This is a genomic window from Leifsonia sp. NPDC056665 (assembly GCF_042791795.1).
Classification (GTDB): domain Bacteria; phylum Actinomycetota; class Actinomycetes; order Actinomycetales; family Microbacteriaceae; genus Leifsonia.
Window position 1 is genome coordinate 53,952 of the sequence record NZ_JBHTXK010000013.1, and the last position, 15,178, is coordinate 69,129.

The 15,178-nt window shown below is 64.4% G+C and carries 11 protein-coding genes and 1 tRNA gene; 3 read left to right on the forward strand and 9 right to left on the reverse strand.

What is annotated here, in order from left to right:
* Positions 1-12 precede the first annotated feature (12 nt).
* The 6 genes from ACFQ9V_RS13365 to ACFQ9V_RS13390 all read right to left on the reverse strand — a co-directional run bounded on the left by ACFQ9V_RS13365 (position 13) and on the right by ACFQ9V_RS13390 (position 6,565).
* On the reverse strand, positions 13-1,425 hold the full coding sequence (locus ACFQ9V_RS13365; RefSeq protein WP_382459625.1) for an ABC transporter substrate-binding protein: 1,413 nt from the start codon (positions 1,423-1,425) through the stop codon (positions 13-15).
* A gap of 28 nt (positions 1,426-1,453) precedes the next feature.
* Positions 1,454-2,821, reverse strand: coding sequence for an ADP-ribosylglycohydrolase family protein (locus ACFQ9V_RS13370; RefSeq protein WP_382459626.1), 1,368 nt, complete (start codon positions 2,819-2,821; stop codon positions 1,454-1,456).
* A 29-nt stretch (positions 2,822-2,850) separates the two neighbouring features.
* A complete protein-coding gene (locus ACFQ9V_RS13375; RefSeq protein WP_382459627.1) occupies positions 2,851-3,876 on the reverse strand; it encodes a LacI family DNA-binding transcriptional regulator in 1,026 nt (341 codons plus the stop codon).
* A gap of 174 nt (positions 3,877-4,050) precedes the next feature.
* Positions 4,051-4,830, reverse strand: a complete 780-nt coding sequence (locus ACFQ9V_RS13380; protein ID WP_382459628.1) for an NAD-dependent epimerase/dehydratase family protein — start codon at positions 4,828-4,830, stop codon at positions 4,051-4,053.
* Complete coding sequence (locus ACFQ9V_RS13385) at positions 4,827-5,834, reverse strand: ADP-ribosylglycohydrolase family protein (protein ID WP_382459629.1); 1,008 nt, start codon at positions 5,832-5,834, stop codon at positions 4,827-4,829. The genes ACFQ9V_RS13380 and ACFQ9V_RS13385 overlap by 4 nt, the downstream gene beginning before the upstream one ends.
* Positions 5,835-5,983: 149 nt before the next feature.
* Positions 5,984-6,565: a hypothetical protein gene (locus ACFQ9V_RS13390; protein ID WP_382459630.1), complete on the reverse strand. Its 582-nt coding sequence runs from the start codon at positions 6,563-6,565 to the stop codon at positions 5,984-5,986.
* A 155-nt stretch (positions 6,566-6,720) separates the two neighbouring features.
* Here ACFQ9V_RS13390 and ACFQ9V_RS13395 point away from each other — a divergent pair, with 155 nt between their 5' ends.
* The 3 genes from ACFQ9V_RS13395 to ACFQ9V_RS13405 all read left to right on the forward strand — a co-directional run bounded on the left by ACFQ9V_RS13395 (position 6,721) and on the right by ACFQ9V_RS13405 (position 10,663).
* The gene (locus tag ACFQ9V_RS13395; protein WP_382459631.1) at positions 6,721-7,596 is read left to right on the forward strand and encodes a hypothetical protein; all 876 of its coding nucleotides are present in this window, start codon (positions 6,721-6,723) and stop codon (positions 7,594-7,596) included.
* Positions 7,597-7,715: 119 nt separating this feature from the next.
* Positions 7,716-8,714 (forward strand): hypothetical protein, encoded by a 999-nt coding sequence (locus ACFQ9V_RS13400; RefSeq protein ID WP_382459632.1) that lies wholly within the window; start codon positions 7,716-7,718, stop codon positions 8,712-8,714.
* The gene (locus ACFQ9V_RS13405) at positions 8,714-10,663 is read left to right on the forward strand and encodes a hypothetical protein (protein ID WP_382459633.1); all 1,950 of its coding nucleotides are present in this window, start codon (positions 8,714-8,716) and stop codon (positions 10,661-10,663) included. The genes ACFQ9V_RS13400 and ACFQ9V_RS13405 overlap by 1 nt, the downstream gene beginning before the upstream one ends.
* A 233-nt stretch (positions 10,664-10,896) precedes the next feature.
* Here the strand turns inward: ACFQ9V_RS13405 and ACFQ9V_RS13410 are convergent.
* The 3 genes from ACFQ9V_RS13410 to ACFQ9V_RS13420 form a co-directional block, all read right to left on the reverse strand.
* Positions 10,897-10,970, reverse strand: a tRNA-Pro gene (locus tag ACFQ9V_RS13410).
* A gap of 236 nt (positions 10,971-11,206) precedes the next feature.
* Positions 11,207-12,832, reverse strand: coding sequence for a chitinase (locus ACFQ9V_RS13415; RefSeq protein WP_382459634.1), 1,626 nt, complete (start codon positions 12,830-12,832; stop codon positions 11,207-11,209).
* Positions 12,832-15,153, reverse strand: coding sequence for a glycosyltransferase family 2 protein (locus ACFQ9V_RS13420; RefSeq protein WP_382459635.1), 2,322 nt, complete (start codon positions 15,151-15,153; stop codon positions 12,832-12,834). The genes ACFQ9V_RS13415 and ACFQ9V_RS13420 overlap by 1 nt, the downstream gene beginning before the upstream one ends.
* Positions 15,154-15,178: the final 25 nt, after the last annotated feature.

Sequence of the window (15,178 nt, forward strand, 5' to 3'; positions counted from 1 at the left end):
CAGTGGAACTCATCAGCCCAGCGACTTTCCTGTCGAGTAGACCGTCGGGAGGTTGCCCTTTTTGACATCGTCCTTGAATGCGGCGCTCAGACCCTTGAGGTAGTCAGACGTCGACAGGCTACCGTTGAGAACCTTGTCGGTGTTGTCAACGATGTATTGGTCGGAGGATCCTCCCCACGACGTCCACGTCGTGTAGCCGACGGAGCCTGCCTCACTCGCCTTGGCGAGCTCGGTGTACTGCCGGGCGATGCGAGGGTCCACATTGGACGGGATGTCCGACGGTTTGATGTTCACCGGCATCGCGTCGGAGCCTGTTGCCGCGACCTGGGCCCACATGTTCTTGGTGTCCTTGAGGTTCCAGTCCAGGTACTTCTCGGCGGCGTACGCGTTCTTGGTGCTCTTGTTGACCGAGAGCGTGTTGCCGATGGACAACGGGTAAGTGACCGGAACGCCGTCAGCCAGCGATGGGAGCGGAGCCCAGTCGAACTCACTGTTTGCCTTCTTGAAGTAGTCCGGGAGGGTCACGAACTCCCAGGAGCCGGAGATGTACATTCCTGCCTGACCGCTGGCGAACTGCGTGTACTTCTGCGGGTCTGTGGTGGAGAAGTACTTCTTCACGCCTCCGCCGAACCACCCCTTGTCCCAGTAGTCCTTCATCAGGTTGATCGAGTCGGCGAACCGCTTGTCGGTGAAGTCGAGCTTCCCGGTGAGCGCGTCGTGCACCGCCGAGGCGCCCGCCACGTCGTTGAAGAAGGCACTGACGTACCACTCCGTTCCGGCCGGGTAGTCGGAATTGCCTGCCGCGAACGGAGTGATGCCCTTGGCCTCCATCTTGGCGGCGAGAGCTTCCACCTCCTGGCGGTTGGTCGGCGGCGTCCAGCCGTTCTTCGCGAACAGCGTCTTGTTGTAGAACAGGAGCAACGTCTCGTAGCCCTGCGGCAGCGTCACCGTCTTCCCGCCAACCTTGCTGACCTCGGAGGCCCACGGCAGAAGCGTGTCGCTCCATTTGTTCTGGTTTGCGAAGTCGGTGAGGTCCGTCAGGTAGCCCGCTTTGGAGTAGGTGATCTGGTTCGTGATACCGGACGCGGTCACGATGTCCGGGCCCTTGCTCGCCGACAGGGCCACCTGAATCTGCTGGTTGATCGTGTTGACGTTCTTCTGCACTGCCTGCAGATCCACGTTCGGATTCTGCTTCTGGAACGGCGTGATGTTGAACTTCATGAAGTCGGACACCCCCTTGGCATCCGGGGTGTTCGGGGCGAACCAGTATTGAATCTGGCCGTTAGGCTCGCCGCTCTTGTTCGCGGTGGAGGCGCCGGTCGTGCACGCAGCGAGGGTTGCGGCAACGGCGACGGCGATCGCGCTGGCTTTGAGAAGCCGGCGGCGGGATGCGCTGCGGCGCGCCGGGCGGATAATGCGAGGCATCTTCGTCTCTTTCTCTTTGGGTTCGGGTTTACTTCAGGCCGTTGAGTGCGAGCCGTGCGGTCCGATCGGCCAGGTCGGAGATCACGGAGTTGTCGAAACCGAACAGAGCGGAGCGAGTTCGGTTTTCGAGCGGTGCGATGAGGTGCTCAGGGAGTTTCTTGGTTCCTAGGAGCACTCCGAGGACGGAGCCGACTGTTGCCCCGTTGGAGTCGGTGTCCCAGCCGCTCATAACCACGCGGCCGACGCCTGTCACGAAGTCGTCGTCCGACCACAGCAACGCAGCAGCGACTGCGGCCGCGTTGTTGATGGTGTGAACCCACGAGTAGTGCCCGTACTCTGCCTGAATTTCGTCGAGCGCGGCTTCCCAGGTGATCCCGGCTGCTTTCAGCTCGAGCACGTGACGGAGAGCCTCCGCCAGTCGTGACTGTGGCGGGACCACTGCGAGCGACTGCTCGACAGCTTCCTGCGCCGACGAAGCGGTGAACGCGGCGGCCACGAGGGCGGCGGCCCACATTTCTCCGTACACGCCGTTGCGAACGTGGGACAGCGACGCGTCCTTGTAGGACAGCTTGGCAGCCTGCCACGGGTCACCGGCGTAGACATAGCCGAACATGTCGCCGCGGATCTGCGCGCCGATCCACTCCCGGTAAGGGTTTCGGCGCCGTGCAATGTCGGAGCCGGTGAACCCGTCGATCAGGTTGACGTAGGCGGCTCGTTCTGCGGTGAAGACCTGTTCGATCGGGAACAGCCGCGTCCAGGCTGCGCCGACGTGCTCCGGCGTCAGTGCCCGGCCGTGCTGCTCGAGCAGGTGCAGCGCAAGGATCGGGTAGTCGATGTCGTCGTCACGTGCGGAGCCCTTGACGTTGCCACGAGTAGTCTCCGGCCAGCATTCGGTCAGTTGGAAGCCGGCGGGCATGGGGTCGAGGACGGGCACGTAGTCGCGAAGCGGATACGCGTCGGCGAGGATCAGGTACTCACGAATGTGCTCGGCCGTCCAGTGGCTGCCCCATTCGACCGGCTTACCGACGTTGCAGCCGGCAATCCGACCGAGCCAGGCGGCGTGGATCTTGTCCCGGAGCGTGAGTTCAGGCAGGGATTTCGCTTTAGCCTGCGGGCCGAGGGTGGCTTCGATCTCTTCGAGGCCGTCCGGTTCGACGTAGTTCCATCCGGGAAGCCGCACGGCGGTGTCCATCCGGTCGACGATGTCAAGGACGGCGGCGCTGTCGTTCGGGTCCGTCTGGTTTGCTTCCGCAACGAACGCGTCGATGTCGTAGCCGGTCTCGCGACGCTGAACGACCTCATCATGGAGAAGGTCCGTCGGCGAGAGGGCATTGAAGAACTTCGACTGGTAGTCGGAGCTGAGTTCAACGGTCGCCGAAACGTCAGTGTTGGTCACTGTGGTTGCTTCTTTCTATGGATGGACGGTTATGCCGTGCCCCGTGCGACCAGATGGGTCGGGAGGGCAGTGTGCTCGTAGGGGGTGTCAGGCCGATCGATGCGCCGCATGAGCGCATCTGCGCACGCGTAGCCGACGAGGGTGGCCGGGTTGATGATCGTGGTCAGTCGGGGGCTCACGTGCTTCGCGGTCGGGATATCGTCGAAGCCGATCACGGCCAGATCATCCGGCACGGCCAACTGGTTGTCGCGCGCGGCCTCGAGAACGCCGATGGCGATGAGGTCGTTTGCGCACATGATCGCAGTGGGGCGGTCAATTCGTGAGAGCAGCTGGTCAGCTGCGTCATAGCCGGTTTCGAGCGTGTACCCGTCTGCGTGTTCGATCCAGGCATCGTTGACGGGCAGGCCGAGGTCTCTCATCGCGTCGCGAAAACGCTCGAGACGACCAGCGCCGGGCACCGAACCGCGGGGACCGCTGACGTAGCCGATGTCCGTGACGCCGTTACTGCGAAGATGTTCGACGGCCTCTCGGATACCCATTGCATCGTCGGTGCCGACCTCGTCCGCGCGGAGCTTTCGGATCTCGTGTTTCGGGGTTTCCACCCATTCGCCGGTGATGAGCACCAGCGGCGTCGTCGGTCCGACGACGTCGCGGATGCGTTCCGGCGACAACGCCATCGTGCTCATGATGACGCCGTCGACGCTACGGGAACGCATCTCCTCGAGTACGCGAACTTCCGCTTTCGGGTCGCCATCAGTGTTGCCGATGAATGAGACATAGCCGTGGGCACCGATCCTGTCGTGGATTGCGCGGGCGACTGCCGGGTAATAGGGGTTAGCGATGTCGGCGACCAGCAGCGCGATGGTGCGGGTCTCCTGCCTGCGCAAACCCCGGGCGACCAAGTTGGGGCGATAGTTGAGTTCTTCGGCAACAGCGAAGACGCGGCGCTTGGTTTCCTCGGCGACCGGGCGAGTGCCCGAGAGCGCGTTCGAGGCGGTCGCCGGGCTCACACCCGCACGAAGCGCGACGTCTTTTAGACCCACTTCCAGCGACATGACTCCGTCGTCTCCTAACTTCGAATCGTTTTATATAAAACGATTTTGCTCTCAAGCCGCATCATTATGAGCGGTCGAAACAGAGGTGTCAAGTGCGGATTGGGTCAGGCAACTAATGGCGAATGGGGCGACCGCTTCGTGAGCTGTCGCCGGCCCCATCTGCCGACGAGGAGGCTAGCCTGCGCCGCCGGCGTAATCCGTCCGAGCGAAGATACCGCCCTGCCACATCAACGAATCCGGGTCCACTGGCACCAAACCGTCGTAGTCGTCCGCGGAGTCTTCTGGCGAGTAGCCGATCCTGTCGGCGCCGTCGGTGGGCCACCAACTTCGGGAGTTCGCGGATACGCCATACACGGTGACCACCCCCGTTGTCTCAGCTCTAATGGCCCGGTTGAACAACTGGACCGCATCTCGGGGGCTGAGCCAGGTGCTCAGCTGGCGGGAGTTCTCAGGTCGCGGACGAAAACTCCCGATGCGCACGTTCACGACGGTGATGCTGTGCTTAGTGGCGTAAACAGACCCGACCGACTCGCCGAACAGTTTTGTGGCTGCATAAACCGAATCAGGGGCGGGCGGCGAGTTCGGATCGAGCTGCTTACCGGGCAAGTAAAGGCCGACCACATGCGCAGAGCTGGCGTAAATCACTCTCTTGACGCCTGCGACTCGTGCCGCTTCGAATACGTTGTACGTCGCTGTGACGTTCGAGTCCCGCAGGACATCAAATGTGGCTTCATCGGGGATGCCTGCGCAGTGAACCACGACATCAGCCCCGGTCAAGAGATCTGTTGTCCGGTTAAGATCCGTCAGGTCACAATCCAACACCTCTCCAAGCCCTTCGAGTGGAGCCTTCGCCAAGCGGTCCGTCCGCACCAACTGCCTATCGGCGGAAGGAAGCCCCGCGCTGAGAACAGTCCCCAGCCGTCCAGACGCACCCGTCAGTAGCACTCGTTTCACAAGGGCGTACCCATCGCGATCGCGGCAACGGTCAGTTCCTCAGCCATGACGTTGTGCCTCGTGCGCGCAACCGCCAGCAGTCGCTCGGCTACCGTGCGCGCGTCAGCTACCGCGGCTGGGCCAAGCATGTCGAACCACCGCACAGGCATCTCCGATGTCAACGCACCGCAGAGAGCACCGGCGATGCTAGCAATGGTGTCCGTGTCATGACCGAAGTTCGCCCCGTACTCGACAGCAATCCGAGCATCACCCCCAGAAAGGAGGGATAAGGCGAACGCGGCCGGCACCGTCTCAAGAGAGTCGCACATAATGCGCCGGGAGAACAGGTCCTGGTAACGGTCCCGGAATTCCGGGTAAGACTGGCTATCTTCGGCGAGCTGACAAGCTCGAGCCACGGTCTTGCGTAGAAGGTCACCGCTGATCGGCCGAAGCGTGCGGAGCGCTTCCTCGATGCTAGTCTCGATGGTTGCTCCAGGAAGAAACGTCGCGGCAACTGCCGCTGCGACCGCGGCTGCTGCATCGGTGCAATAGTCGACTTCGTTGGTATGGATGAGCTGCGCGAGCTCATAGGCTTGCCGAGCTGCGAGCGCCGGCTGTGCAGCGTTGACCAGTCCCACCGGCCAGATGCACATTGCGGAGCTGGAGGAAGCCATGTTTCCAACAGCGACCTCCGACGGACGGTATCCGACTTCCAGCTTCTCCAGGAGATGCATTATGGAGATGAAGAACTTGTCGCGCTTCTCGTAGATCAGGTTCTTACTGTGAACGATCCGCTCGGCCCACGCGTCAGATGTTCCGTACCCATCTCCGGCAACGAGAGTTTCGGACAGAATCGTTGCCATCAGACTGTCGTCGGTGCCGTCGCCTTCGAAAGTCTCCACCCATCCGAACCGAGCGTCGATCTCATCGACCGTGAGCCCTTCGGTCGGTGTTCCCATTGCATCACCCACCCGGGACGCGAGTACGACGTTCATGAATCGGTCGGATGGTGCGGTGGCAATCAAGGGCGCTCCTCGGACGTATTTTCGGCGACGTGGTCGGTTCACCCGGGTTCGGCACGTTTTATCTAAAGCGAGTCAGAGTGAAACCGCGGCAATCATGCAAGCAACTTGGCCCAAGTTCAAGAACCTTGCTCAACTTCAGTCCTGAGCCGTCAGCGCGCTGATCTAGCAAGAGACAATAGGGCGTCGAAGAGGGTCTCACGCCGTTTCGACAGCGCACCCGCCTTCCGCAGCCGTAACTGACGTCCCAGCCAGCGAGCTACGACGAACTCTGACCGGTCGTTCCCGTTGAGGTAGGGCAGGCGTTGCTCTCTCACAACGATCTGGATGGCCGCGTTCAAGGCTCGATCCCACGCTGCCTCATTCGGATCCCAGTCGAAAGCTGGAGAGCGATCGAGGCGCAACCGTTGAAACTTGCTCAGTTCCCGATCGAACCTCCTCTGGTAGCGCGCCCATTCGCCCAACCGACGCTCCCAGCCAGGCAGAGTGCTGAGGTCGCGCGTGTGTTCGCGAGGAGCACGGCCCTCAGCTACCCAGTGGAGTTCATACGAATACAGCCGTTCCACCCAGATCTCCGCGCGCGCTCCGGGTCGAGTGTTGTTCGCGGGAAGGCCGAGATCCTTGGCTTCCGCGGAAAGGTACCTGATTGACGCGTCATCAGCCTCGCCTTCCTCCGCCAAAGCCGTGGCCGCATCGAAATGGATCGCGCGACGGTCGTACGGATGCTGTACCACTTCTGCCTCTCTGATCTCGAGTCGATTGCGCGTTCAGGGGGTCTATGCGCGGCGTACGTCGACATTCCGATGGGGAGGCTCGTCATTGTCGATGAGTCGGTGGTTTGGCTTCGGCCGCCCGCCGTACCGTGTGGTCACCGATCGAGGAGGCGTGCATGAACGACCTCAAGGACGGTTACGTCTACCGCCCCATCAACGCCCTGCCCTACTGGGACTGCATCGGCCGCTTCATCGATGAGGCGGTGAACGACGCCGCTCAGGGCGACCGTTCGCGTCACGAGGTTTATCCAGCCGTGGTTCCGTTCGTGCTTTGGTGCTGGCGCACGCGAGGAATGCACCTTACCCGCGAGCGCGTGTTCCGCCGGGCCGTCGCCGACGACTTCGTTCAGCGGGGAATGCCCGGGTATCTAGCAGGAAGCCGCGCCACTCACCGGTCCTCGCTTTATCGCGTGATCGATGCTCTTGAAACGGACTCATCGGGGGTGCCTGGACGCCCCATCCCGCGAAGAGCGCCGACTGAGCCGTACACACGAGCTGAAGTAGCCCAGCTTCACTCATGGGCCATCAGCCAGGGGACGGAACGCAGGCGCATCGACGCGATGATGCTTCTCGTTCTGGGACTTGGTGCAGGGCTGACTTCAAGAGAACTCCAGTCGGTCCGGGTCGACGACCTCATTTTCGAGCGGGGCATCTCGCAAGTCACGGTCTGGGACCACAGGCCCCGGACCGTCCCGATCTCGCCTTTATGGAGCGAGCGCCTCAGCACGGTGCATCCGCAACTCGTTCGAGGCGCTTGGGCGTTTAGACCGGGCCGTACATCGTCACGTGATGGCCAGATAACCGACTTCCTCCTCAGGGCTCGCACGACACATGACATCCGACCTGTCCGGATGCGAACGACATGGCTCATCGAGCACCTTGCCGACGGCACGCCACCGACAGAGCTCCTGCGAATATCCGGCTTGCAGCAGCTCGCTGCACTGGATCGACTGATGAATTTTGTCCCCAAAACAGGTGTCACAAACCCATGAATCCGACATACGGTTCTTCCTTCTGATCAGCTTTTCATTTCCTGGGCCGACCCGTGTGCGCCGCACTCCGCCTTCATCGGGCGCGAAAAACTCGAAATCGCGCCGCACACACGCCCTGCATGACCGACAACCAAAATCGCCGACTCATCGACAACCTCGACACGTACGCGCTCGAGCACGCCGATCTCCGAGACGACTACCCCGACGTGCCCAAGTGGGCATGGCGGGTGATCTCGCGGTATCGACCCCAGAAGCCCACGGTCCAGTGGCAAGCAGTCCGACGCATGGTGATGACCGTCGCTCTCGAGACGAAGCCGACCACCTGGGAGCAGGCACGGAGGCTGATGTCGATGGCGGGCCGCTTCTCGGCCTGGATCTGGAGCGTCAAGGGTGTCGATCCTGACCAGCGCCGCTATTTTCGCGAGGCGAACATCTGGTACTACGTCGAGCGCACTCTCGGAGGGCACTCGGAGTCCTACCGCTGGGGCAACGTTCGGCAGCTCGGAGTGGTGGCCGAGCGCATCAACGGCAGCGCAGTGAAGCGCTATCCGGCGCCGAATCTGGCGGGCGCGACCCCACCGTTCAAGCAGGCTGAGCTGGCGGCAGTCCACAGCTGGGCGATCTCCCGCTCCACCGAGCTCAAGATCCGAAACGCCTGCACCATCGTCAGCCTCGGTGCAGGTGCTGGAATGAGCAGCGCTGAGATCGCCGCCGCCAGAGTGGGTGACGTCGAAACAGTCGGCGCGAGGACCTGGGTGCACGTCCACGGCGCCAACGCGCGAAGGATTCCTGTGCTGTCGCCGTGGGAAACGGTTCTGCAGCGAGCGGCCGCTGCGCGTGCGCCCGAAGATCTGCTCTTCCAGGGCTACCGCCTCGAGGAGTATCCCCCTCGTGCCATCCAGAACTTCCTCACCGAGCACCCCGGACGCGTTCGTCCGACCGTCAGCCGGCTCCGCACGTCATGGATCGTCCGCCACCTGAACGCCGGGGTTCCCGTCGCCGCGCTCGTGCAGGCTGCCGGCCTTGCACACGCAGGCGGACTCGAGAAGTACCTCGTGTTCGCGGATCAGCCCGACCTCGACGACTGCGCCGACCTCTTCTTCGGAGCCGACCTCTGATGGCCGCCCGCAACCTCGGAAGCACCATGCAGCCTCGGGAAGCACTCGGCCACGAGTTCTCGGAAATCGATGCCGACTTCGGCGACTTCACACTCGAACAGGTCGCGCGTCGAGGCGACGAGAGCCCGCCCATCCCGGACGCGACCGTTCAGAAACTGCTCGCGCGAGTCCACGACTCCGGGGTCACCGCATTGCTCTCCTCGTGGCGGGCTGAGGACCGCGATCCCTTCCTTCTCGGGGGCAGGCCGGCACTCATCAGGGACGAGGCAATCCTCACGGGACTCTTGATCCTCGCGACTGAGCGGAAGGCCATGCACCTCTCGGCGCTTGCAGACCTCTTCCAGTGGCAGCTTACGGCCGCGGCGCGTGAGCTTCTCGGGCTGGAACCTCCGCTAACTAAGATCCTTGCGCCGACTCACCAGCGAAAGCGCTGGTACGCCAATACGGCGCGCGCGTTCCACCGCATCGTGGATGTGATGGACCCGTTTCCCCAGCAGCGCTGGACGAGCAAGAGTCACGCGGAGATCGCGGAGATCCTCAATGGCCACGATCAAGAACTCGAACTCGTTCGCCGCCAGCGCCTCAACGACTTCACCAACGCGTTCGTCGCGATGACGTACCGAATGCAACCCCGATCGATCCGGCGAATCTCTTCATCGCTCGACATATCGTTCGACCAGACCTACATGTCGTCACCGAACCGCAAAGGCTATTCGCGCAGCAAACTCAAGATGAAGGTGGCCGCCGAGCGCAAGGCCGGCGACCCCCGACTCTTCGGCCCCGGCCCAGTCGATGCCTTCGTCGGCTGGCACGTAAAGTCCGGCGACCGGACCGACTACACCAAGAGGGAAACAGACGAGACGACGCCGAGCCGCCCGAACGACACCACCTACGCGTGGGGTTGGGAAGGAAACTTCGCGGTTCGAGTCGACTCCGAGAACCCGAAGCGTCGACGATTTCCTGGAATTATCGTCGCGGCAACTATGAGCCTCCCCAACAAGGAGGTCGCCGAAGAGGCAGTCGACCTCATGACGTACAGCCTTCGCCTCGGTCTGCTGCCCGGAGTGGCAGACGCCGACAAGCAGTACTGGGCGAACAGCCTGGTCTCGCGCTTGCACGAGCCTGCCTTCCTGCTTGGCTTCACACCCTCCACCGATTACCGCGTGGATCGACTCAAGCCCTCCGGCGGCGACCACGGAGCCCGATACCTGGAAGGCCGGGCCTACTGCCCAAGCACCCCCGAGCGCCTCCTGTATGCCACTCAGCAGTATCACGATGGCTCGATCGACAAGGTCACCTTCCGAGAGCGCAAGGAGGAGAGCCTCGCGTACGAACTCCACAAGAAGGAGACCAAAGCGAACGGCAAGCTCATTCTTGCCTGCCCCGCGTTGGGGAATGCGCCGACTGTCATCTGCCCGCTGAGGGAATTGGCGAAGAAGGCCGCCAACAAGTCGCGACCCACGATCGACGAAGAAGACATCACGCCCGAGCAGCTGCAGGACAAGATCTGTGCGCAACACAGTGCCTCGTTCGACCCGGCCGATCTGCGCCGTGAAGCTCAGGCGTTCCCGTACGGCACCGACGAGTGGGAGGACTTCCACACGCACGCCCGCAACTCAATCGAGTCGCTGAACTCGCAGATCAAGAGCGGCGGCGGTCACAATCTGCACGATTCCAGTCGACGACTCGTCCGAGGCTTCGCAGCGGCTCAAGTGATGATGGCGATGATCGTCACAGCCTTCAACATGCGCAAGATCGTGAGCTTCATCGCCGACACGATCCACGAAGCCACGACGGGCGGGGCCAAGGACCCCAAGCTCCGAAGGCGCGACCGCGAACACTACAACCCCTACACCGGATCGTATCCGCCGGGAGTCGAGCGCCCCTCCAGCAAGAGGAGCCGAACAGAAGCCGGTGACGGAACCGGCGGTCCGCCTCCACCCGAATAGCCAACACGGCCCCAAACACCGCTCGAGAGAGCAGCCCCCCGCGTAGAGACGGCGCCAGCCTGCCCGAAACCAGTATCGCAAGTACCGATTCGAGTCTTGATGCGGCTGAGCAGCTGATGCGGAGCGCGAATGTGCCGCAAACGACCATAAAACGACAATCGCCCCGGACAAGAGTCCGGGGCGATTCTGTTTTTGTCTGGTTCCGTAAACAGTTCTGTAAACGGCCCTGAACGTCGGGCTGACAGGATTTGAACCTGCGACCCCTTGACCCCCAGTCAAGTGCGCTACCAAGCTGCGCCACAGCCCGTTGCTGTCCCGCCCAGGCCGCAAGAGCGCCAAGCAGGACAACTCGTCTATCTTAGCGTGTCGGCGGGGCCGGTCGTGACCAACCCGAAAGCCACCTGGCCCCGCCGACACGGCGCCGCGCGGCCTTCCTCCCGACGAGGGAGGCGCGACGCAGCGCCCGGACCTCCCGCCCCGCAGCGGTGCGTCCAGGGGGGTTCGGCGGCGGGATGCGCGCAGCGGCAGCATCCCGCCGTCGAGTCACTTCTGGGTGTTACCACCGCCCAGGATCGTGTCGATCTCGTCCTGGGTGAGCGGGGCCCAGGGGGACGAGTCGGGATTCGCGCTGGCGGCCTCCGGGCTGTCGCCCTTCGTCCACCACTTCGCCTCGAACGGCACGCCGTCGAACAGGATGCGGGCGCCCTTGTCGTAGGCGGTCTCACCACTCCAAACCGGGTAGGTGCCGGGCGGGAGGGTCGGCTGCGGGATCGGGGTCTCGCCGGGCAGCACGGGTCCGACCAGATCCCACGGGGTCTCCCACTGGTTCAGCACGGGGTTGTCCGGGATGTCGCCCTTGGTCCACCACTTCGCCTGGTACACGTTGTGGTGCCAGGTGACCTTCGTGCCCTTCAGGTACGAGTTGCTCCCGGACCAGATCGGGTACGGCGAGTGGGCCGGGTCGTCGGTCGCGGCGACGGAGGTCGGCTCGGCCGTGGTGACCGCACCCTCCCCCAGCACGATTCGGCCGTCGAAGCCCTTCGAGAGGAGCCCGGCGAAGGTGTCCTTGCCCTGGTCCACCCCGCTGCACGCGTCCGACACCACACTCGTGTCGACGTAGTTGGAGCCGCAGGTCTTGTCGCGGTTCGCCGACCACATCGACATCCGGCCGATGCCCGTGGAGACCGCCCACGCGTTCAGCGTCCTGGCGTCGGCGAGGCCGAACACCTGGCCCTGGTCGTCGTTCTGGCCGATCATCGGTGTCGCGCCGATCTTCGCCCACAGACTCGGGTCGGACTGGTGCGTTCCCACCCGGTCGTAGAGCACGCCGAGCTGGCGCTGGGTGGCGGTGAGCGCGGCCTCGGAGGTCGCGGCCATCGACTTCCCTGCGTCCTTCGCGGAGCCGAAGTCCATCGTCATCAGGTTGACGCCGGACACGTCCACCTTCGCCTTCAGCATCGCGGACACCGCGTTGGTGCCGTCGACGGTCAGGCCGGTCGGCGACACCGGGAGGGTCAGCCAGACGGCGAGGCTCTTGCCGGCGGCGCGGCGCTCCTGCTGGAGGTCGTGGATGGCGGCGGCCCTGCGTGCGGCGGCGTCCGCGTTCACGAGGCCGTCGCCCTCCAGGTCGAGGTCGACGGTGCCGATCTTGTAGCGGTCGACGACCGAGGCGTACGCGTTCTTCAGGGCAGACGGGTCGGTGCAGCCGACCGCGAGCTCCTCGTTCCGCTGGCCGCCGAACGACACCGCGACGGTGCCGCCCTGCTGCTGCAGGCGGGCGATCCGGCGGTCCAGGTCGAGGGCGCCGTGCGCCTCGTCCATCGTGTACGCGCCGCCCCAGGAGGGCGTGCACGGGTGCGTCAGGTCGGACACGATGAACGACAGCACGGCGTCCTTGGTGGAGGTCGCGCCCAGGTTCTCGAACGCGTACTTCGGGGTAGCGGTCACGTCCACATAGGAGGCGAACCACGGCTTCGAGTCGACGGAAGCGCGGGCGCTCCACCATTGGAAGCCGACCACGCCCGCCGAGACCACGACCACCGCGACGAGGCCGGCGCCGATCACACGCAGCGGCGAGAGGCGGCGGCCGGAGTCGGACTCCGGAGCCTGGAGACGGTCGGTCTCCGAGCCCCCGACGGAGGCGGCGGCCTTCCTGTCTTTGCGCGACATCAGGCGGCCTGCCGCTCGCCGTCGACCGACGGGGCGTCGAGCGGCGCGCCATCCCGCACCGCCGTGCGCTCGATGTGCGGCACGTCCCCGCCGTCGTGGCCGTGGTAGAGCACCGAACGCCAGTCGATCGACGCGGTCGCGGGCGCGGAGGCCGGGGCGGAGCGCTTGCGCTTCTTCTCGACGTACAGCGGCTTCGTCACGCCGAGCCAGATGTCCACGATCGTGTTGCCGATGCCGACGTAGGCGACGAGCGCCCAGATCGCCAGCGAGGCGTTGAAGGCGGCGAACGCGGCGTTGCCCCAGTTGTGCGCGTTCCAGTCCCGCCACAGGGTGAACAGCGAGAAGCCGATGATCGCCAGCGGCGCGATGACGTACAGCAGCGGCGACGCGGTGCGGTTCTTCACCTTCGGGGTGCGGGCGAACGGGATCTTCTTGCCGGTCAGCGACTGCTGGATCGACTTGAGCACACCGGCAAGGTTCACCGGCAGCAGGATCAGGTTGAAGCCGTAGATCCGGAAGATGTCGGTGGCCTTGTAGCCCGCGTAGCGGAGGTCGCTCGCCTGGCTGATGAAGTACGGCAGCGCGGCCAGCAGCACCATCGGGCTGAGCAGCCGGCCGTCGTACGGGTACGCCAGCAGGAACACCAGGCCGAAACTCGCCCAGCAGATGGAGGCCATGTAGTTGACCCGCAGCAGCAGCTCGATGCGCGACACGCTCTCGCCGCGGCGCTTGCGCTCGCGGACCTGCTTCCACAGCTTCGGCAGGATGAGGAGGCCGCCGTTCGCCCACCGGCGGCGCTGAACGATCAGCGAGCCGAAGTCCGGCGGCGTGGCCGAGTAGCTGAGCCGCTCCGGGTAGTTGACGAGCGTCCAGCCGTGGGTGCCGAGGTCGATGCTCGACTCGGTGTCCTCGATGACGGTGCGGTCCTGGATGTACCGGCGCACCTCGAACCCGCCGACCCACTCGGTCTCGACGATGTCCTCCAGCGCGCGCTTGCGGATCACCGCGTTCGCGCCCACCCAGAACGTCGCTCCGTAGAAGCTCTTGCCCTGGTGCAGGATGTGCTGGATGTCGGTCGTCGCCCCGGCGAGGCGCTCGATGCGGGTGCCCGCGCCGCGGAACGACGAGTACGGGGTCTGCGTCACGGCGACGCGGGCGTTGTCCGGCTGCTGCAGGAAGTACGTCAGCCGCAGGCAGTACTCGCGCAGCAGGATGGAGTCGGCATCCAGGGTCAGCAGGAAGTCGCTGTCCGGGATCTCGATGTCGCCGGGCCGGCGGGAGCCCGCAGGGACGGCGTTCAGGATCGGCCCGTCCGGCGTCTCCTCGACGCGGTACGTGCCGCCCATCAGGCCGATGTAGGCGTTGAGGTTCATCGCCTTGTTGGCCTCGTGGGACAGGGACGCCCACTTCTTGCGCTCGAAGATCATCAGCTCGGCGTCGAAGGTCCACGCCAGGCGGCGGTAGAGCTGGGCCACGCGCTCGGTGGTGAGCGCGGCGCCCTCGCCGACGGCGGCCGTCACGGCCTCCGCGGTCAGTGCCAGCTCGTCGCCGAGGGCGCGGAGCACCTGGTCGGCGAAGAAGACGTCCACGTGGTCGTCGATCCCGTGCGCGTCGGCCTGGGCGTACAGCCACTCGGCGGCCCAGCGGTAGTGATCGGCCAGCTCGAGCGCGGCCTCGTCGTCGGCGAAGGCGCGCTCGTCGCCCAGCTCGAAGCGCATCAGCGCGTCCGAGAAGCGGAAGCGGGGCTCCGCGAGCTGGCCGGTGATGCTGTCGGCGAGGGCTCGGGTGGCGTTCAGCCGCTCGGTCACGGCCGGGTCGGTGGGGTTCGGGCTGTCGTCCACCAGCAGCACGACGCGCATGGAGGGGAACTCCTGCAACGCGGCCGAGAGCAGCGTCATCCGCACGACCTCCGGCTCCTCCGCATAGGAGGGCACGAGCACCGTGATGGACGGCTGGTGATCGGCGAAGTGCCGGTCGAGCTCGGCGCGCGGAACGCGCACGTGCTTCTGGAAGCGCTGCAACGCGCCCTGCCGGGCGACCAGGTACATCAGCGCGGAGAAGGTGAGGAAGGTGACGACGACCGTGTAGCCGATCGCCTCCATCGTGAAGCGGAAGTCCTGCGTGCCGAGCACGAGGAACTGGCGGATGATCGTGGTGACGACGTAGATCGCCCAGAAGACGATGGTCGCGACGATGGCGACGCGACTCCAGGTGACTTTCCGGTCCGAGGGCTTCGGGTGGACCGTGGGCAGTGGTTCGGTGCGGCGCTCGGCGCCCCATTGCCGTTTTCGGGCGTGCGTGTATGAACTTGTAGAACTCATTTTCGGGTATGCGTCCTCGATGACG